We start from the raw sequence: 20,981 nt of genomic DNA on the forward strand, positions 1-20,981 counted from the left end.
TTTTCTTACTTCTCTTCTTTCACGTTCAACTTTAAGTTCAGTTCTTCAAGCTGTGCTTCTGCAACTGGGCTTGGAGCTTCTGTTAATAAGCAGCTTGCGCTTGCTGTTTTCGGGAATGCAATTGTGTCGCGAAGGTTCGTACGACCTGCAAGTAACATAACAAGACGGTCTAAACCTAATGCAATACCACCGTGTGGTGGAGTACCGTATTCGAATGCTTCTAATAAGAATCCGAATTGCTCTTGCGCTTCTTCTTGTGAGAATCCAAGTGCTTTGAACATTTTTTCTTGTACGTCACGCTCGTAAATACGAAGTGATCCACCACCAAGCTCATAACCGTTTAATACAAGGTCATATGCTTGCGCACGTGCTTTTTCTGGTGCTGTTTCTAATAGCTCAACATCTTCACGGAATGGCATTGTGAATGGGTGGTGAGCTGCGAAGTAACGATCTGCATCTTCATCGTACTCAAGAAGTGGCCAATCCGTTACCCATAGGAAGTTAAATTTACTTTCATCAATTAACTCAAGCTCTTTACCTAGACGTAAACGAAGTGCACCTAAGCTGTCTGCAACAACGCTCTTCTTATCTGCTACGAATAATAATAAGTCGCCAGCAGTAGCTTCTAGTGTAGTCATTAACACATTTGCATCTTCTTCACCGAAGAATTTCGCGATTGGTCCTTTTAAACCGTCTTCTTCCACTTTAAGCCAAGCTAAACCTTTTGCACCGTATACTTTTACGAATTCAGTTAATGCATCAATGTCTTTACGAGAGTATTTGCTCGCAGCACCTTTTGCATTAATTGCTTTTACTTGTCCGCCGCTTTCTACAGCACTTGTAAATACTTTAAAGCCACAGCCTGCTGCAAATTCAGATAAGTCTGTTAGTTCCATTTCAAAACGTGTATCTGGTTTATCAGAACCGTAACGAGCCATTGCATCAGCATATTTCATACGAGGGAATGGTGCGCTAACTTCTACACCTTTTGCATCCTTCATAACTTTCGTCATCATGCGCTCCATCATATCTAAAATTTCATCTTGTGTTAAGAATGAAGCCTCGATATCGATTTGCGTGAATTCTGGTTGACGATCCGCACGTAAATCTTCGTCACGGAAACAACGTGCTACTTGATAGTAACGCTCAAATCCACCGACCATAAGAAGCTGTTTAAATAGCTGTGGAGATTGTGGTAATGCATAAAATTCACCGTCATGCACACGGCTTGGTACTAAATAATCACGAGCGCCTTCTGGCGTGCTCTTCGTTAAAATTGGTGTTTCCACTTCTAGGAACTCTTCTGTATCTAAGAAGTTACGAATTGTTTTTGTTACGTCATGACGCATTTTGAATGTGTTGAACATTACAGGACGACGTAAGTCTAAGTAACGATATTTTAAACGCACATCTTCTGATGCATCTGTATCATCAGCGATAATGATTGGCGTTGTTTTCGCTGCGTTTAATACGTTTACCTTTGTTGCTTGTACTTCAATACGACCAGTTGCCATATTGTCATTAATTGCGCCTTCACCACGCTCAACAACTGTACCTTCTACGTGTAATACGTATTCGCTACGAATTGTTTCTGCTACTTCTAGCGCCTCTTTTGATGTTTCTGGGTTAAATACAACTTGTACGATACCTGTACGGTCACGTAAGTCGATAAAGATTAATCCACCTAAATCACGGCGTTTTTGTACCCAACCTTTTAATTGAACTGTTTGTCCAACTGCTTCTACTGTTACTTTTCCACATGCATGTGTTCTTTCAGCCACTGTAAGTTCCCCCTATATTAATTTCTCTGCTACGTATGAAGCAAATACATCTAACGCCACTTCTTCTTGTTCGCCTGTTGCCATATCTTTTAAGTTAATGATGCCTTTATCTAGCTCATCTTCCCCTAATACAGCTACAAATTTCGCTTTTAGACGATCTGCTGATTTAAATTGTGCTTTCATTTTGCGATCTAAATAATCTTTTTCAACTGATAATCCAGCTTTACGAAGATCAAACGCAACTTTCGCAGCATGGTCTTTTGCTTTTTCACCAAGCGCTACAACGTAACAATCAATGCTATGTTCGATTGGCAATTCAATGTTTTCAGCTTTTAGCGCCATAATTAAACGTTCAATACTCATCGCAAAACCGATACCTGGCATTTCTGGTCCACCGATTTCTTGTACAAGTCCGTTGTAACGTCCACCACCGCTTAATGTAGTAATAGCACCGAAACCTTCTGCCTCACTCATAATTTCAAATACAGTGTGTTGGTAGTAGTCTAAACCACGTACTAAGTTCGGATCTTTTTCAAATGGAACATCCATCATCGTTAATAGTTCTTGAACTTTTTCGTAGTATACTGCTGAATCTTCGTTTAAGTATTCTGTAATAGATGGTGCCGGTCCCATTAATTCATGGTTACGGTCCTTCTTACAATCTAAAATACGAAGAGGGTTCTTTTCTAAACGAGATTGACAGTCAGAACAGAACTCACCGATACGTGGCTCGAAGTGTGCAATTAACGCATCACGGTGTGCTTGACGGCTTGCTGCATCACCTAAGCTGTTTAATACAACTTTAATATTTTTTAAGCCCATGCCGCGGTAAAACTCTACAGCAAGTGCAATTACTTCTGCATCAATTGCAGGATCGTTACTGCCGATTGCTTCAATACCAAATTGTACGAATTGACGATAGCGACCTGCTTGTGGTCTTTCGTAACGGAACATTTGGCCGATATAGTATAATTTCGTCGGTTGTGTTGCGTCACCGAACATTTTATTTTCAACGTAAGAACGTACAACAGGTGCAGTACCTTCTGGACGTAATGTTAAACTACGCTCTCCACGATCTTGGAATGAGTACATTTCTTTTTGTACGATATCTGTCGTATCACCAACACCACGTAAAAATAGCTCAGTGTGTTCAAAAATTGGTGTACGAATTTCTTTGTAATTGTAACGACGGCAAATTTCGCGTGCTTGCCCTTCGATATACTGCCATAACTCAACAGTACCTGGAAGAATATCTTGCGTTCCGCGTGGGATTTGAATAGACATATTCAGTTCCTCCTCAAATTGTTTTAATCTTAATAAAAATAAAAAAACTCCCGCCTCTACTGTTTGAACAGTAGGGACGAGAGTATTATACCCGTGGTGCCACCCTAATTGAAGCACGTATGCTTCCACTTTTTTAATAACGCTTAAATGTGCGTTCATCCCTACTAAGCGTATACGCCGTTCAAGTTGAAACCTCTAGAGTGTCATTCAATCAGTCATCATGTAGAAATGTTTTCAGCCTAAGACATTTCTTCTCTTTCCATGTGTGTCTCATTTACTCTTCTCTATCAAAGGTTATATTCATATGTAAATATAAAATTACTATACGTTTGTTCAGTAGGATTGTCAAGTGCTCTAAGAGCGTTCAATCTGCTTCTTTAGACGCTTTACATCTTGAAGAGAAATCCCAAACTCAGAAGCAAGCTCCATCGAAGTATTGTTTTGCTCTTTTGAAATAAAATCATGAAAATTTACGTTAAACAGTTGATTTGCACCATTTGTAACAGAATGCCCTTTTTCATTCATGCGCATACGTATATCCCTCACATTCAATATGGATGTTTTACTTTTTATTGTTCCATATTGATTAGAGAGTTATACATAAACGAAAAAGCTATTGACTCAAAATAAACATTAGTATTGGATTTATAACAATGAGCTAGTCCACTTGCTAGCATATGATGCTTCCAATTCTTCTATAGGAAGTAAAGCATACATTAAACTACTTCTACACTTCTACACTCTGATTCAATATACGAACCAACGCCTCTGGATTAGTTTCCATTACCCAATGCCCACCAACTTCAATAGAAAAAACTTCCCATTTTCTTTCCCTTGCTTTTTTTGCTGATTCTAAAAAGATAGGCGTCATTGGCCAATGTTCTGGATTATCCTTTACTTCTACGTATATATGCGGTATAAGTTGTGCTTTAGAGTTTTTTATTTCAACCGATTGTGTAAAAGCCAACAATGACATCGCTGATTTTTTTTCATCTGTTGTATTTCTAGGAAGAACACGCCATCCTTCCCCGTGTACTTTTACTTCTTCTATAAAATGTGCGGCCATTTCCGGTCCAGAAATATCCATAACAGAATCACCATTTTCCGGAAGCATTGCATCCACATATACTAGCTCTTTAATAAACTCAGGAATCTCTTCTGCTACACCTGTAATTACCATACCAGAATAACTATGCCCTACTAAAATTACATCTCTTAGACCCTCATATTTAATAGTATTAACAATGTCTTGAATAAATGTTTTCAGCCCTATATTAGGTTGCATAAGATGTGTTCGTTCCCCAAGTCCAGTTAATGTAGGAGTATATACACTATGACCCTCTTCCCTTAAAAGTTTAGCTAGTTTTTTCCAAACATAACCGCCATCCCATGCTCCATGAACGAGTACAAATGTTTCCATAAGATTTCCCTCCCATAATCCCCCGATTATATCGTTTATTTTCTTAACTATCATAACAATAACTAGCAAAATATACCATTAAAAACCACAAAAGAAGAGAGGGGCTCATCCCCTCTCTTCTTCAGCAGCACTATTTACTTTCTACAATTAAGGTCACCGGACCATCATTGATTAAAGAAACATCCATCATTGCCCCGAACTTCCCTGTTTCTACATGCAATCCTTGCTTACGTACTTCTTCATTAAAGAAATCATATAAACGCTCTGCATAGTCAGGTTTGGCAGCATCCATAAAGTTTGGACGTCTTCCCTTGCGGCAATCTCCGTATAATGTGAATTGCGAAATGGATAGAACTTGTCCTTCTACATCGAGTACAGAATGGTTCATCTTTCCGCTCTCATCTTCAAAAATACGTAAGTTCGCAATTTTTTCTGCGATGTAAGTTGCATCTTTTTCTGTATCTTCATGCGTAATGCCAACTAGTAATGTTAAACCGAACGGAATTTGTCCTACGATCTCACCGTCTACTGTGACAGACGCTTCCTTTGATCGTTGTAAAACAACTCTCATCTTTTCTACACTCCCTATTAATGCATCATGCGTCGTACTGCATAAATTTCTGGAACACGTTTAATGCGTTCTACTACTTTTTTCAAGTGCTGTAAGTTACGAATAGAGATTGACATATTAATTGTCGCCATCTTATTACGGTCACTTCTACCAGAAACTGCCGAAATGTACGTTTTCGTCTCTGTAACAGCTTGTAATACTTCGTTTAATAAACCACGACGATCGTAACCTGAAATTTCAATATCAACGTTATACTCAATTTCTTTTTCAGGGCTACCTTCCCACTCTACTTCTAATAAACGTTCTATAGCTTCTTCTGTATGAACATTTACACAGTCACGGCGGTGAATCGATACGCCTCGGCCTTTCGTAATATACCCAACGATATCATCACCAGGTACTGGGTTACAGCATTTTGATAAACGAATTAATAAATTATCTGCACCACTTACTTTAACGCCAGAATCCCATTTTCGAATTTTCATCGGTTTACGAACTTCTTTAACTTCAACAATCTCTTCTTCTTCACGTTGCTTACGGAACTTGTCCGTTAGTCGCGTAACAATTTGCGATGCAGTGATACCATTATATCCAACTGCCGCAAACATATCTTCTTCATTTGCAAAGTTGAATTTTTCAGCAACTCGTTTTAAATTATCAGGAGCTAATACTTCTTTCATCTCATACTCTAGGCTACGCACTTCTTTCTCAACAAGTTCACGGCCTTTTTCAATATTTTCATCTCTACGTTGTTTCTTAAAGAACTGACGTATTTTGTTTTTTGCATGAGATGTTTGAGCAAGTTTCACCCAATCTTGACTTGGTCCATACGAATGTTTCGATGTTAAAATCTCAATGATGTCACCTGTTTTTAATTTATAATCAAGCGTCACCATTTTCCCGTTTACTTTTGCACCAATTGTTTTATTTCCAATTTCTGAATGCACACGATATGCAAAGTCAATTGGAACAGATCCAAGTGGTAATTCCATTACATCGCCTTTCGGTGTAAAGACGAATACCATGTCAGAGAATAAATCAATTTTTAATGACTCCATAAACTCTTCTGCATTAGAAGCTTCATTTTGCCATTCTAATATTTGACGGAACCATGTAAGTTTCTTCTCTAATGTACCTGCTGTTTCTGCTGTTTTTCCTTCTTTATACGCCCAGTGTGCCGCGATCCCGAATTCTGCGATCTCATGCATTTCTTTCGTACGAATTTGCACTTCAAGCGGATCACCTTTCGGCCCAATTACAGTCGTATGAAGAGATTGATATAGGTTTGCTTTCGGCATTGCAATATAATCTTTAAAACGACCTGGCATCGGCTTCCAGCACGTATGAATAATTCCAAGTACTGCATAACAATCTTTAATACTATTTACAACGACACGTACAGCTAATAAATCGTAAATTTCATTGAACTGTTTATTTTGCAGTGCCATTTTACGATAAATGCTGTAAATATGTTTTGGTCTTCCAGAAATTTCAGGTTGAATTGCAACTTCATCTAATTTCTCACGAATACCAGTCATTACTTCCTCTAAATACTCTTCACGTTCTGCACGTTTACGCTTCATTAAATTTACAATACGATAATATTGCTGTGGATTTAAGTAGCGAAGTGAAGTATCCTCTAGCTCCCATTTAATAGTACTAATTCCGAGTCTATGTGCTAAAGGTGCAAAGATTTCTAACGTTTCATTCGCAATGCGACGCTGCTTCTCTTGAGGCAAATGTTTCAATGTACGCATGTTATGAAGACGATCGGCTAGTTTAATTAAAATAACTCGAATATCTTGAGCCATTGCAATAAACATTTTGCGATGGTTTTCTGCTTGTTGTTGCTCATGAGATTTATATTTAATCTTTCCAAGCTTTGTCACACCATCAACAAGCATAGCAATTTCTTTATTAAATTCCCGTTCAATATCTTCTAATGTAATCTCTGTATCTTCTACTACATCATGTAAGAAACCTGCTGATACTGTAGCTGGATCCATGTGTAAATCAACTAAAATACCTGCAACTTGAATTGGATGAATAATGTATGGTTCACCCGATTTTCTGTATTGTTCGCTATGCGCATCGCGTGCATATTCATAGGCACGTGCTACTAGCTCAATATCTTCATCCACTAAATATTGACTTGCTTTCTCGAGTACCTGTTCAGCTGTTAGTACCTGCTCATTTGCCATCGAATCACCTTTTATTGAAAATTGACTTTATCTTTATTAAATAGAATAAATTATATTCTATCATTATAACCCAATGATTGTGAATTGTGAAAAGGAAAAGATTTTACTGACATTTCACTATAATTTTTTGTTCAATTATACAAAAGTACCCGCTCCTCTCCAAGAGATTCACGGGTACTTTTTATCACCGTAGTTTTACCTATATAGTGATTAGTATTTTTCTAATACTAATACATCGTAACCATCTAACATTTTACGACCATCTAAGTAAGTAAGTTCTACTAAGAATGCAATTCCTGCTACAACTCCGCCTAGCTCTTCAACTAACTTAATTGTCGCTTCAATTGTTCCACCTGTAGCTAATAAGTCATCTGTAATTAATACGCGTTGACCTGGTTTAATTGCATCTTTATGGATCGTTAAAACATCTTTACCATATTCTTTACCGTAGTCAACTGTAATTACTTCACGTGGTAATTTTCCTAATTTACGAACTGGCGCAAATCCTACTTCTAATGCATAAGAAACTGGGCAACCGATAATGAAACCACGAGCTTCTGGTCCTACTACAAGATCGATGTCTCTCTCTTTTGCATACTCAACGATTGCATCTGTTGCTGCTTTGTATGCTTTACCGTCGTTCATTAACGGTGTAATGTCTTTAAACACAATACCTTCTTTTGGATAATCCGGTACAATTGCGATATGTTGCTTGAAATCCATATTTCTGAATCCTCCTCAGATCTAAAAGGTTTGTAAATACAAATCCTTTACCCTAACTGTTCTACTTCTTTATGATTACGAATCGTTTCAAACCATGTATATAGTTGCTGATATGTGCTATAAACCAATTCTTTTTCTAATTGTAAGTGGTTCATTTTCTCACGATATGTGTTCGATTCAATTAAATCACGCTTTTGTTTTTTGTCTGCCATAAAAATGACGCCATCTTTTATTGTAACAAATTCTAACTCAAAAAACACCTGTGTCATGAAATTTACTGTATCTTTTGACCAACCTTTATGTTGACATAGTTGTTCTCCATATTGTCTTAAAGAAAATGGTGATTTTTGGCTCAAGAATGAATAGTACCATTTAAAGTGATCCCTCGTTGGAACAGTGCTAAATAAATGATTATTCTCTTGATAAAATAGCGTATAGATTCGCGATGGGAACCCAACTTTAAATAGATCTCGTAATTCATCTGTTCCTTTTGGTAAATCAAGTAATACGATGTATTGCTCATCTAACTCGGTTACTTCTGATGCATGCATCATATGCTCTTTATAGTCTTCTAAAGAAAATTTATTCAATACCTCTTTAGAAAAATACAACATCGTGATTTTTTCTTTCGGAAGTTCTGCTAAATTTGCTTCTACGTTACGCATACTACGCCAATCAAATAATTGCCATGCCTCTACAGCAATATCTTGCACCATTAATTGCGGCTTCTTAAAATTATTCCATTCATTAATAGACGCTTCTCCTATTACAGATACTTTTGCAACTGGAGAAATTTCTTTCGCATATGCGCCAAAACCGAATCCAATTGTATCCAATGTTGCTTGTCCATCACGAAGAGACATCTTTAAATGAGAACCATCTGATCCGATTGCACGAATACTTTCTAACTCCGCATCTTTCACCGCAATACGTGGCTTTGGATTTCCAACACCAAATGGCGCTAACTTTTGCATATCTTCAATCGCTGCAAGTGTTACGTCCTCCACTTTGCAAAAGGCATCGACAGCTGTAATTGGAATAAAATCTTCTTCTGTTAAAATTGTATCTGCCTGTTCATTTAAACGGCGGCGTAATTCATCTACATCATTCATATGTAGCGTCATTCCCGCTGCCATCGGATGTCCTCCGAAGTGTGGCAATAACTCTCTACAATCTGACAAGTTTGCAAACAAATCAAATCCTGCAATACTACGCGCTGAACCTTTTGCAGTTTCTTTTACAGGATCAATGCATAATACAATCGTTGGACGATAAAAACGTTCAACTAATTTAGAAGCGACAATTCCAATTACACCTGGATTCCATCCTTCTTTTGCAAGCACTAATACTTTATTGTCTTCAGGCGGAAAATTCGTTTCCACTTCAGCGATAGCTTCTTCTGTAATTTGCTTTACAATATCTTTTCGCAGTTTGTTCAGCTCATCAATTTCTTCAGCCAGCTCTTTCGCTTCTTCGGGATCCTCTGATAATAAAAGATGTACAGCCGGCGTAGCATCTTCTAAACGTCCAACTGCATTAATACGAGGTGCGATTGAGAAGCCAATGCTCTCTTCTGTAATTTCACTTTGCGAAACGTTAGCAACTTTAAATAGCGCCTTTAGTCCGATATTTTTCGTCATGCGCATATGTTTTAAACCGCGCTTCACTAGCAATCTATTCTCACCGTGAAGTGATACTAAATCGGCTACCGTACCAATTACTGCAATTTCTAATAAATGTTCTGGTACACGGCCCAGTAGTGCATGTGCAACTTTAAACGCAACACCAACGCCCGCTAAATAGTGAAACGGATACACACCGCCATCTAATTTCGGGTGAATAATCGCAAGTGCTTCTGGCAATTGTGGTGGTGGCTCATGGTGATCTGTAATAATTAGATCTATCCCAAGTTCCTTCGCTACCTTCGCTTCATGTACAGCTGCGATACCAGTATCGACAGTAATAATGAGTGAAAATCCTGCGCTATGCGCCCAACGAAATGCTTCTTCATTCGGTCCATAACCTTCTGTAAAACGGTTTGGGATATAAAATTCTACGTCTGCACCTAATTCTTGTAAGGCAATATATAAAACAGTTGTACTACTTACTCCGTCCGCATCGTAGTCACCAAATATTAATATTTGCTCTCCATTTTGAATCGCCTTATTTACACGTTCTACCGTTCTATCCATTCCTTCTAATAAAAATGGATCATGAAATTCTTGATTTTCTGTATTTAAAAAATCTAAAATCTTATCTTCTGTATCTAGTCCTCTACCGAGGAATAACGAAACGACAAGTGGTGATAATTGTAATTTACTTGCTAATTCACTCACTCGCTCGCTATTATATTCTTTTTCTTTCCAACGCGTCTTCGGTTGTAACACGAAATCACCCCTTAACCTGTTCATTATACAAGACAGATTAAGGGGTGACAATATCATGCAAACTACGATGTAATATCTGTATACTAAAATGTTACTAATGTTTAATTTGGAGAATACGGATTTATATGTACAAATACATTTTGTACGTTATCTTGCAGCATAAGCGTTTCTTTCACATGCTTTCCAATGCGATGCCCTTCTTCTACAGTAATATATGGATCTACAGAAACTTTAATATCTACAATAACGTAATGACCATGCTCCCTCGCATATAACGAACCGATTTTTTTCACACCATCTATTTGAAGTACTGCTTCTCTAAGCGGAACAACATCTTCCTCATGAAGAACATGATCAAGCGTTGCATGAATTGCTTCTGCCCCAATACTCCATGCCATTTTTGCAACAAGAAGTGAAACAAATAATCCTGCAATTGGATCGGCATATACAAGCCAATCTAACCCGAACTTACCACCAATAATCGCTGCACAAATACCGATTAAAGCTGCAATTGAAGAAAACACATCTGAACGGTGCTCATATGCATTTGCAATAATTGCATCACTATTTACCCTTTTCCCTAATCGGAATTTATATTGAAACATTCCCTCTTTCACGATAATTGAAAGAACGACAGCAAAAATTGTAATCCCTTTCGGTGGTTCTAGTTCCTGCGAAAAAGCTTTTATGGACGAAATCGCTATCTCGATTCCCACAATAAATAATAATACTGCAACAATAATCGCTGAAATCGATTCCGCTTTACCATGACCATACGGATGATCTTCATCGGGCGGCTGCTTTGCTGCTCGTAACCCAAACAGTACAGCTAGCGAACCAATTACATCTGATGCAGAATGCACCGCATCTGCTAATAGCGCTTTACTGTTCCCAATATAACCAATTACCGCCTTTATAATCGCTAATATAATATTACCAACGATCCCGACAATAGCACCAAACTCGGCCTGTTTAAAACGTTCATCTTTTTCCATCATTAAAATCCCTTCTTTTCTTAACCTATCTTTTTATTGTAACAAAAACAGCGATAACATCACCACTTTCTTCCATTTCATCATTTCAAAGTAACTATCTTATTGTATCCACAAACGAAAAAAGAGATGCCTCATAAAGAGACATCATCTTTTCTATACTTGCGGTTCAGATTCTACTTTCTCAACCTTTTTCTTGTTTTTGCCCTTTTTCAAACGACGGTTTTCAAGCATTAACCAAATTTGAGAAGCAACGAAAACAGAAGAATACGTACCTACAACTAATCCAACAAGTAACGCAAACGAGAAGTTACGTAGTGACTCACTACCGAAGATAAGCAATGCAATTACTGGGAATAGCACTGTTAATACGGTATTAATCGAACGACCAAGCGTTTGACGAATACTTGCATTTACGATCTCTTCTAAGTCTTTTATATCACGTACTCGTTTTTTCTGTTTGTATAATTCACGGTTTCTATCAAATGTAACGATCGAGTCATTAATAGAATAACCAATGATTGTTAATACCGCAGCGATAAACGTTAAGTCTACCTCTAACTGGAAAATACTAAATATAACAATCATAACGAATGCATCATGTAATAATGCAAGCACTGCAGATAATGCATACGTAAATCGGAATCGAATACTTACGTATAAAATGATAACCGCAGAAGCAATTAATACTGCGATAAATGCATTTCGTGCAATCTCTTTCCCGATTGTTGGTGAAACTGTACTTACGTTTGGATCTGTACCATATTTATCATGGAAGAATGTTTTTGTTTTCGCAATTTCATCTTTTGATAGAACACCTAATGTACGAACTGCGAATCCTTTATTGTCATCTCCAGTCGGTACAATATTTTCTTCCTTCACGTCAATGTTCAATTCTTTAAAATCTTTATGAACATCAGACACAGTAACTGCTTGTTTTGATTGCAAGTCGATACGTGTACCACTCGCAAAGTCAATACCAAGATTCAATTTGAAAATTGGCAAGATAATTGCACCTGCAATTACAACTACAATCGAGAAGATAAGGAATTTATGACCGACATTTACGAAATTAATACGATCAAATTTCGTTGGTGGATGTACTACACCTTTTGTTAATGGAATAATATCCTTTTGCTTCACACCAAAGTATCCTGGTTTTTTATCGAAGTAACGGCTCTTTACTAGTAAACTTAGTAAGAAACGAGTACCGAATACGTTCGTAATAAAACCGACTAAAATACTTACGATTAAACTTGTTGCGAACCCTTTTACAGAGCTATTACCATAAACGAATAATACACCAGCTGCTGCAAGTGTTGTAATGTTCGCATCTAAAATGGTTGCTAATGAACGGTGGTTACCAGCACGGAATGCCGACATCATTGACTTACCAATTTTCAACTCTTCTTTCAGTCTCTCGTAAGTAATAATATTCGCATCAACCGCGATACCTACCCCGAGCACTAACGCCGCAATACCTGGCAACGTAAGAACTGCATGCATCCAGTTAAAGACAAGTAATGTAACGAAAATGTATAGACCTAACATAATAACCGCTACAAGTCCTGGTAAACGGTAGAATACAAGCATAAATAAGAAAATAAGAGCGATACCAATCGCACTAGCGAAAATTGTTTGCTCTAACGCTTGTTGACCAAACTTCGCTCCAACAGATGTTGAATACATTTCTTTTAAATCAACAGGAAGTGCACCTGCATTTAATAAAGATGAAAGTTGTTTCGCGCTTTCAACTGTAAAGTTTCCACCTACGATAGATACTTCAGCTTGGTTAAACACTTGGTTTACTGTTGCTGCTGATAAGAACTTCGGATTCGGTTTTGCAGATTCTGCTTTGTACGAATCTTTTCCTTCTTCAAAATCAAGCCAAATTACCATTAAATTCGTTGGTGGTGGCATTTTTGAAATTTTTTCAGTTACTTCGCGGAATTTTTCAGCACTCTTTAATGTAAGGCCTACGCTCGCACGGCCTTGGTCATCAAATGTTTGCTTCGCTCCGCCGCCTTTTAAATCCGTTCCATCCATAAGAAGGTTGTCATCTACATCACGGAATGTTAATTTCGCTTGCGTTGATAACATTTCACGTGCTTTTTGCTGATCTTGTACACCAGCAAGCTGTACACGAATTCGGTCCTGCCCTTCGATTTGAATGTTCGGTTCACTTACACCGAGTACATTGACACGATTTTCAAGAGCACCTACTGTACTTACAAGTGCCTCTCGGTCAATTTTATCACCTTTTTTGGCTGGTTTTACTTCATAAAGAATTTCAAAACCACCGCGAAGGTCTAGTCCTAGACTAATTCCTTTTGCTATGTCTTTTCCTGCCGCACCAATTACTCCACCGATTAATAAAACGATGAGGAAAAAGGCGGCAATTCTCGTACCACGCTTTGCCATATGTACCCTCTTTCCGCTACTAACACTTCAAATAAATCTTTTACGATTCACTTTCACACGTGTGCATACGCCTAGTTAGTAGACTTCCTTTCTATAATTTTGCTAGCTCATCACTAGCTGTGCCGGTAAGTTTTCACATTACCTACACTTTCATTATTTGTTTTCTCTCTTCACTACCCCCTTTATATATAATCTTAGACATAATTATTTCCTCATTATCAATACCTATCATTATACTGCAAAAGGAAGAACAAACCAATTGCAGTCGGTTATTTATTTTCATATTCATCAAATGACCAAAGTGGCGCTTGATATGCTTCAACAGTTAAATACGTCATATATTCATTAGCTGTTACTGTTAATACGTCATTAACTAATTCATACAATCTAACGTCACTGTCTATCTTCTTCCACTTTTTCACTTTAAGAAACTTCCAAATGTCATCATCTGTTACTCGGTCGTAGCCGAACATTTGGAACTCTTCTACTTTACTTTCTAAAACGACTTGTAACTGTCCGCGGTATGATTCTACCAAAGCCTCTCTATCTAACATATATAACATCTCCTTCTTATTTCAGCACGAAAAGTCGCTTTTAATCCCGCTCTAATGGACAGCAATAACTACTTTCAAGAGCACTCTCTTAAATGCTTGTCATTCTTGTCTCGTACGTGCATATAAATTATTGTAAATCATTCCACTGATTTTGAGAAGGTAGGAGAAGACCATGACGAGACAAAGCTTTTTAAAAGGCGCATTTATTTTAATGATAGCCGGCTTTATTACCAAAATTCTAGGATTTATTAATCGTATTGTAATGGCACGTATTTTAGGAGAAGAAGGCGTTGGCCTTTATATGATGGCCGTCCCTACATTTATTCTAGCAATTACATTAACACAAATCGGTCTTCCTGTCGCAATCGCAAAATTTGTAGCAGAAGCAGAAGCTGTGAATGATAAACAAAAAGTTAAAAAAATATTAACAGTATCATTAGCTGTTACATCTGTTATTAGTATCATTTTAACAATTGGAATTATGCTCCTCACACCTATTTTAGCAAAAACATTATTAACTGATGAACGAACGTACTATCCATTAATGGCCATTTTGCCTGTCGTTCCTGTTATTGCTGTTTCTTCTGTTTTACGTGGCTATTTCCAAGGGAAACAAAATATGAAACCTAGCGCTTACGCCCAAGTGATAGAACAAATTGTCCGCATTACAATTATCGCTATATGTATTCAATTATTTTTACCTTACGGCGTAGAATATGCTGCAGCTGGTGCTATGTTATCAGCCGTTCTCGGTGAAGTGGCATCGTTATTATTTTTACTCACTTTATTCCAGCGTGAAAAACATTTATCTATACGCTCTGGATTTTTCACTACCGTAAAGGAAAGCAAGGGGACATTTTATTCTCTTATGGATATTGCACTTCCAACTACAGGAAGTCGTTTAATCGGTTCCGTTTCCTATTTTTTTGAACCTATCGTCGTTATGCAAAGCTTAGCGATTGCCGGCGTTGCTGCCTCCGTCGCAACTCAGCAATACGGTATATTAAACGGGTATGCATTCCCGCTTCTTTCACTACCAGCCTTTATTACATACGCTCTTTCGACAGCACTCGTTCCATCTATTAGCGAGGCAATGGCAAAAAGACAACATAAATTAGTAGAACACCGCTTACAACAAGCTCTTCGAATCTCACTCATTACTGGCGGGTGGTCAGTCGTTATATTATACGTATTTGCTTCTCCTGTTTTAACTCTTATGTATGGATCGGATAGTGCAACAGCGTTCATCCAGCTTCTTGCACCTTGCTTTTTATTTCATTATTTTCAAAGTCCACTTACCTCTGTCTTACAAGCTTTAAACTTAGCACGTGCGGCCATGATGAATACGTTTATTGGTGCAATCGTGAAATTAATTGTTATTTTCGTACTAGCCTCAAGGCCAGAGTTTCAAATGATGGGGGTTGCCCTTGCAATTGCAGCAAATATCGTAACGGTAACATTTCTTCATTATGCTACTGTTTTAAAGAAAATTACATTTACCATTTACGCAAAAGACTATATTTTCGGCGGACTTGCTATCGGTATCGCAGGCTCCTTCGGTTTTTACCTTCATAAGTATATAGTTTTCTCTCATTCACTTGGCATACAAACATTATGGGAAATCACTTTAACAACACTCGTTTATATTGTGCTCCTCTTCATTTTCAAACTCATTCGAAAAGAAGAGTTAAGCCGCCTTCCTATCATTCGAAAGCTTTCATTTTTGAAGTGAACGGGCTTACTATGTCGTATAGTAAGCCTCTAGCTTTCTTTCGAATCAACAAAAAATTGTCCATTTTGAAAGCTACAGTATAAAATTTGTGTTGTATCGTTATAACCTAAGTTTTTTAATTTCCCAATAAGCCATTCATCTGTATGTTCAATCATTTGTAAATGACTAGATTGAATTTCTCCATCAATAATAAGCGGAAGAGTAAACTGCAATGCATCCTGCCCGCCTTTTTGTTTTTGAAAAACAGATAACTTCCCAGATGGTTCTAAAATAGCATATTCTACATCCCTAATATCTCCGACTCCCTGCTCTCTTAATTGCATCATTAAATCATCTATATTATATCGCTGGTTTCTCATCTTTTTTTCATCAATTTTTCCAGCATTAATAATGATTGCTGGTTCGCCTTCTATTAAATGCCGAAATCGTTGAAACTTTAAAGAAATGACAGACAAAATGATCTGTATACACATAAGAAAGACCATCGGGACTAATTGATGCCAAAGTGATTTATCCGTATTTTCAATTGCGACTACAGCCATTTCACCAAGCATAATGAATACGACTAAATCTAATACACTTAATTCTCCTATTTCACGTTTACCCATAAGACGAAAGATAATTAAAATGATAATATACAGCAGCATCGTCCGGCCAATTACTGATAGCCATTCCATTTCTACATCTCCTTTTTACATATAGACTCCCCTATAAAAAAGAAAATAGTCTAACTTAGGCAAAAGGAAAATATGCTTGTATTAAAAAGGGGGAATGTATAAATGGGTGGAACGAAAAAATTATCAACTGCAATCGGCTTCGGTATCATTACCTTATTAATTCTCGCATCAATTACTAGCATGGTTATGGCTCTTTTATTAAAGTTTACTGATATGACTGAAGGGACGTTAGCCGTTACTATTTTTATACTAGCTCTTTTATCAATGCTTATATCCGGATTTACTGCCGGCAAAAAAGCACAAGGGAAAGGTTGGCTAGTAGGCTTCACAACAGGACTTACATTCACCATACTTGTTTTTCTAGTTAACTATTTAGGCTTCTCTCAAACTTTATCGAACTCGCAGTTACTTTACCAATTAGCATTAATGGGCGCGAGTACACTTGGTGGCATTTTCGGTGTAAATATGTCCAAACAAAATAACTAAAAAAAGGCCCTGCACATTTCATGCAGGGCCTTCCTCATTAGTTTTTCACAACTTCACGAATCGCATTACGATCGAAAGTTAAGTGTGAACCACCAGATTTAATAACGATTTTCGTCTCATCTACTGATTCAATTGTACCGTGTAAGCCACCGATTGTTACGATAGCATCACCTTTTTTTAACTCACTTTGCATTTGAGCAACTGCTTTTTGACGTTTTTGTTGCGGGCGAATTAATAAGAAATAGAAAATCGCAAACATCGCAACGATCATAACGATATTCATCATACCTGGATTCATCTTTTGTTCCTCCTTTTAAATTATGTATTAGAAGTTTTTAGCATTCGGTTTATTAAAGCCATACTGTTCAAAGAATTCTTCGCGGAAATCGCCAAGACGGTCTTCACGAATAGCTTGTCTCACCTGCTCCATTAAGTTTAACAGAAAATGAAGGTTGTGATAAGACGTTAAACGAATTCCGAACGTTTCATCACATTTCATTAAGTGACGAATGTACGCACGAGAATAATTCTTACATGTGTAGCAATCACAGTTTGGATCAAGCGGACCGAAATCTCTTGCGAATTTCGCATTTTTGACAACTAGACGGCCTTCACTTGTCATACATGTACCATTTCGAGCGATACGAGTTGGAAGTACGCAGTCAAACATATCAATACCACGAATTGCACCATCGATTAACGAGTCAGGAGAACCTACTCCCATTAAGTAACGTGGCTTATTATCTGGAAGAAGCGGTGTTGTAAACTCAAGTACACGGTTCATAATATCTTTCGGCTCACCTACAGATAAACCACCTACCGCGTAACCAGGGAAGTCCATTGAAACAAGATCTTTTGCACTTTGGCGACGAAGCTCTTCGAACTCCCCACCCTGTACAATACCGAATAAACCTTGATCTTGCGGACGTTCATGTGCTTTTAAGCAACGCTCTGCCCAACGGCTTGTACGCTCTACAGACTTCTTCATATATTCAAAAGTAGCTGGGAACGGTGGGCACTCATCAAATGCCATCATAATATCTGAACCTAATGCATTTTGAATTTCCATCGCTTTTTCTGGTGATAAGAATAATTTATCTCCATTTAAGTGGTTACGGAAATGAACACCTTCCTCTTCAATGCGACGGAAGTCACTTAAACTGAATACTTGGAAACCACCAGAGTCCGTTAAGATTGCACGATCCCAGTTCATAAATTTATGCAAACCGCCTGCTTCACGAATGATTTCGTGACCTGGACGTAGCCATAAATGATACGTATTACTTAAAATAATGCCAGAATCCATTGCTTTTAATTCTTCTGGTGACATTGTCTTAACTGTTGCAAGCGTACCAACTGGCATAAATGTTGGTGTATCAAATGAACCGTGTGGCGTATGTACACGTCCTAAACGGGCACCTGTTTGTTTACAAGTTTTAATAAATTCATAACGAATTGCTGTCATAATTTACTCCTTTTATTTGTTTCCCATTTTAGCGTGAGAGGCAACGAACATTGCATCACCAAAGCTAAAGAAACGATATTTTTCTTTTACTGCTTCATTATAAGCATGAAGTACATTATCTCTGTTTGCAAATGCACTTACAAGCATAATTAATGTTGATTTCGGTAAGTGGAAGTTTGTAATTAAACCATCAATTGCTTTAAATTCGTAACCTGGGTACATAAAAATGTCTGTCCAGCCAGAAGCAGCACAAAGCTTGCCGTCATGATCTGTCGCAATTGTTTCTAACGTACGAGTTGAAGTCGTACCTACCGTAATAATACGGCCACCATTCTCTCTTACACGGTTTAATAATGCCGCCGTCTCTTCAGACATATGGTAATATTCTGCGTGCATATGGTGCTCTTCAATCGTATCAGCAGAAACTGGTCTAAATGTTCCAAGCCCTACGTGAAGTGTAATAAATGCTAACTCAACGCCTTTTTGTTTTAACTTTTCCAGTAACTCTTCTGTAAAATGAAGTCCTGCAGTCGGCGCTGCTGCTGAACCGATTTCTTTCGCATATACTGTTTGATAGCGATCGCGATCTTCTAGCGTCTCTTTAATATATGGAGGAAGTGGCATTTCTCCAAGTTCATCTAAAATTTCATAGAAGATGCCGTCATATGAAAATTCAAGCTGACGTCCACCTTGATCTGCAGTTCCTGTGCAAGTTGCTTTTAATTTTCCTTCGCCAAAAGAGATAACAGTTCCTTCTTTTACACGTTTCGCTGGCTTAACAAGCGTCTCCCACTTATCGCCTTCTTCTTGTTTTAAAAGAAGTACTTCAATGTGTGCGCCTGTATCTTCTTTCACACCATGCAGACGAGCAGGCATTACTTTCGTTTCATTTAAAACTAAGCAATCCCCCTCATGTAAGTAAGAAAGAATGTCTGTAAAATGTTTATGCTCAATATCGCCTGTTTCACGGTCTAACACCATTAATCTTGATGTTTCACGCTCTTCTAATGGGACTTGTGCAATAAGTTCTTCTGGTAAATGAAAATCAAACAGATTAATATCCATAACTATATCCACCTATTTCTTATTTGAATCGATTTATTATATACATAATAAAAGATAATACAATACTTAACACAATACATGTAATGATAGGAAAATAAAAGGTAACGTTTCCTTTTTTCACAAAAATATCGCCTGGAAGTCTTCCAATGAACTTCCAAGCTAAGCCAACAACGATAAGTAAGATCCCTGCTGTAATAAGCAATTTTGGCATCTCCGTCATACTTCTGGCATCTCCATTCCAAAATGCTCATATGCAAGTGGCGTTACAATTCGACCCCTTGGCGTTCGTTGTAAAAAGCCAATTTGTAATAAATACGGCTCATACACATCTTCAATCGTATGAGATTCTTCTCCAATCGTTGCCGAAACCGTTTCTAATCCAACTGGGCCACCGCGGAATTTCTCAATAATACCAAGCAATAATTTATGGTCAATATGATCTAGACCTAATTTATCTACTTGCAGTAGTTCTAACGCCATTTGTGTAATTTCCATCGTAACTGTTCCGTTACCACGAACTTGTGCGAAATCTCGTACACGTCGTAATAAACGATTCGCAATACGAGGTGTACCACGAGCGCGTCTTGCAATTTCTAGTGCAGCTAACGAATCAATTTCAACTTCAAATACTTCTCCTGTACGTTCCACAATCGCAGAAAGCTGATCTACTGTGTAATACTCTAATCTTGAAAGTACACCGAAACGGTCACGTAATGGCGCTGATAATGCTCCCGCACGCGTCGTTGCTCCAACTAATGTAAATGGCGGTAAATCTAAACGTACAGACCTTGCTGACGGTCCTTTTCCAATGACAATATCAAGGCAAAAATCTTCCATCGCAGGATATAGTACTTCTTCAATTGATCTATGCAAACGATGAATTTCATCAATAAATAATACATCCCCTGGTTGAAGCGATGTTAATACAGCTGCTAAATCTCCTGGCCTTTCGATTGCTGGACCTGAAGTTGTTCTAACATTTACGCCCATTTCATTGGCAATAATATTTGCAAGCGTCGTTTTACCAAGTCCTGGTGGTCCATATAAAAGCACGTGATCTAACGTTTCTTCACGCATTTTCGCCGCTTCAATAAACACTTCTAAATTATGTTTCGCTTTATCTTGGCCAATATACTGACGGAGCGTCTGTGGCCGTAATGAATATTCTAAATCCGCATCTTCATATGCAGATTCCCCTGAAAGGAGACGTTCGTCCATTATA

19 protein-coding genes and 1 other annotated feature are annotated in these 20,981 nt (G+C 37.8%); of the genes, 2 read left to right on the forward strand and 17 right to left on the reverse strand.

Going from position 1 to position 20,981, the window contains the following annotated elements:
* Positions 1-5 precede the first annotated feature (5 nt).
* The 11 genes from aspS to ACTFSI_RS04420 all read right to left on the reverse strand — a co-directional run bounded on the left by aspS (position 6) and on the right by ACTFSI_RS04420 (position 14,334).
* Positions 6-1,781: an aspartate--tRNA ligase gene (aspS, locus tag ACTFSI_RS04370; protein ID WP_000840900.1), complete on the reverse strand. Its 1,776-nt coding sequence runs from the start codon at positions 1,779-1,781 to the stop codon at positions 6-8.
* Between the two features lie 12 nt (positions 1,782-1,793).
* Positions 1,794-3,065, reverse strand: coding sequence for a histidine--tRNA ligase (gene hisS, locus ACTFSI_RS04375; protein ID WP_440045243.1), 1,272 nt, complete (start codon positions 3,063-3,065; stop codon positions 1,794-1,796).
* A 69-nt stretch (positions 3,066-3,134) separates the two neighbouring features.
* Positions 3,135-3,365: a binding site (T-box leader), on the reverse strand.
* Between the two features lie 54 nt (positions 3,366-3,419).
* Positions 3,420-3,596 carry a hypothetical protein gene (locus ACTFSI_RS04380; protein WP_001242605.1) on the reverse strand — a complete coding sequence of 59 codons (177 nt, stop codon included), beginning with the start codon at positions 3,594-3,596 and terminating at the stop codon, positions 3,420-3,422.
* Positions 3,597-3,792: 196 nt separating this feature from the next.
* On the reverse strand, positions 3,793-4,485 hold the full coding sequence (locus ACTFSI_RS04385) for an alpha/beta fold hydrolase (RefSeq protein WP_000447392.1): 693 nt from the start codon (positions 4,483-4,485) through the stop codon (positions 3,793-3,795).
* Between the two features lie 130 nt (positions 4,486-4,615).
* Complete coding sequence (locus tag ACTFSI_RS04390; protein ID WP_001266956.1) at positions 4,616-5,056, reverse strand: D-tyrosyl-tRNA(Tyr) deacylase; 441 nt, start codon at positions 5,054-5,056, stop codon at positions 4,616-4,618.
* A gap of 17 nt (positions 5,057-5,073) precedes the next feature.
* On the reverse strand, positions 5,074-7,257 hold the full coding sequence (relA, locus tag ACTFSI_RS04395; protein ID WP_001262814.1) for a GTP diphosphokinase: 2,184 nt from the start codon (positions 7,255-7,257) through the stop codon (positions 5,074-5,076).
* A gap of 210 nt (positions 7,258-7,467) precedes the next feature.
* On the reverse strand, positions 7,468-7,980 hold the full coding sequence (locus ACTFSI_RS04400; RefSeq protein ID WP_000346214.1) for an adenine phosphoribosyltransferase: 513 nt from the start codon (positions 7,978-7,980) through the stop codon (positions 7,468-7,470).
* A 47-nt stretch (positions 7,981-8,027) separates the two neighbouring features.
* Positions 8,028-10,367: a single-stranded-DNA-specific exonuclease RecJ gene (gene recJ / locus ACTFSI_RS04405; protein ID WP_070806869.1), complete on the reverse strand. Its 2,340-nt coding sequence runs from the start codon at positions 10,365-10,367 to the stop codon at positions 8,028-8,030.
* A 101-nt stretch (positions 10,368-10,468) separates the two neighbouring features.
* Positions 10,469-11,362: a cation diffusion facilitator family transporter gene (locus ACTFSI_RS04410; protein WP_014481757.1), complete on the reverse strand. Its 894-nt coding sequence runs from the start codon at positions 11,360-11,362 to the stop codon at positions 10,469-10,471.
* A gap of 153 nt (positions 11,363-11,515) precedes the next feature.
* Entirely contained in the window at positions 11,516-13,780 is a 2,265-nt protein-coding gene (gene secDF, locus ACTFSI_RS04415) for a protein translocase subunit SecDF (protein ID WP_138321068.1), read from the reverse strand.
* Positions 13,781-14,049: 269 nt separating this feature from the next.
* Complete coding sequence (locus tag ACTFSI_RS04420; protein ID WP_000886980.1) at positions 14,050-14,334, reverse strand: post-transcriptional regulator; 285 nt, start codon at positions 14,332-14,334, stop codon at positions 14,050-14,052.
* 172 nt (positions 14,335-14,506) lie between these two features.
* On the opposite strand from ACTFSI_RS04420, the gene spoVB reads away from it, so the two are divergent.
* Positions 14,507-16,066, forward strand: a complete 1,560-nt coding sequence (gene spoVB, locus ACTFSI_RS04425; RefSeq protein ID WP_000198281.1) for a stage V sporulation protein B — start codon at positions 14,507-14,509, stop codon at positions 16,064-16,066.
* A 29-nt stretch (positions 16,067-16,095) separates the two neighbouring features.
* Here spoVB and ACTFSI_RS04430 read toward each other — a convergent pair whose 3' ends face one another.
* Positions 16,096-16,743, reverse strand: coding sequence for a DUF421 domain-containing protein (locus ACTFSI_RS04430; RefSeq protein ID WP_138321066.1), 648 nt, complete (start codon positions 16,741-16,743; stop codon positions 16,096-16,098).
* A gap of 102 nt (positions 16,744-16,845) precedes the next feature.
* Here ACTFSI_RS04430 and ACTFSI_RS04435 point away from each other — a divergent pair, with 102 nt between their 5' ends.
* Positions 16,846-17,229, forward strand: a complete 384-nt coding sequence (locus tag ACTFSI_RS04435; RefSeq protein ID WP_044793743.1) for a TIGR04086 family membrane protein — start codon at positions 16,846-16,848, stop codon at positions 17,227-17,229.
* A gap of 37 nt (positions 17,230-17,266) precedes the next feature.
* Here ACTFSI_RS04435 and yajC read toward each other — a convergent pair whose 3' ends face one another.
* Genes yajC through ruvB form a run of 5 tightly spaced genes read right to left on the reverse strand, consistent with a single transcriptional unit; the run spans position 17,267 to position 20,977 of the window.
* Complete coding sequence (gene yajC / locus ACTFSI_RS04440) at positions 17,267-17,527, reverse strand: preprotein translocase subunit YajC (RefSeq protein ID WP_001068066.1); 261 nt, start codon at positions 17,525-17,527, stop codon at positions 17,267-17,269.
* A 27-nt stretch (positions 17,528-17,554) separates the two neighbouring features.
* Positions 17,555-18,694: a tRNA guanosine(34) transglycosylase Tgt gene (gene tgt / locus ACTFSI_RS04445; protein ID WP_000125362.1), complete on the reverse strand. Its 1,140-nt coding sequence runs from the start codon at positions 18,692-18,694 to the stop codon at positions 17,555-17,557.
* Between the two features lie 12 nt (positions 18,695-18,706).
* Positions 18,707-19,759 (reverse strand): tRNA preQ1(34) S-adenosylmethionine ribosyltransferase-isomerase QueA, encoded by a 1,053-nt coding sequence (gene queA, locus ACTFSI_RS04450; protein WP_000354031.1) that lies wholly within the window; start codon positions 19,757-19,759, stop codon positions 18,707-18,709.
* A gap of 19 nt (positions 19,760-19,778) precedes the next feature.
* Positions 19,779-19,979, reverse strand: coding sequence for a DUF2905 domain-containing protein (locus ACTFSI_RS04455; protein WP_000138162.1), 201 nt, complete (start codon positions 19,977-19,979; stop codon positions 19,779-19,781).
* Complete coding sequence (gene ruvB / locus ACTFSI_RS04460) at positions 19,976-20,977, reverse strand: Holliday junction branch migration DNA helicase RuvB (RefSeq protein ID WP_000344458.1); 1,002 nt, start codon at positions 20,975-20,977, stop codon at positions 19,976-19,978. The genes ACTFSI_RS04455 and ruvB overlap by 4 nt, the downstream gene beginning before the upstream one ends.
* Positions 20,978-20,981 lie beyond the last annotated feature (4 nt).

Source organism: Bacillus cereus group sp. MYBK101-2, from assembly GCF_051918845.1.
In the GTDB taxonomy this organism is placed as follows: domain Bacteria; phylum Bacillota; class Bacilli; order Bacillales; family Bacillaceae_G; genus Bacillus_A; species Bacillus_A paranthracis.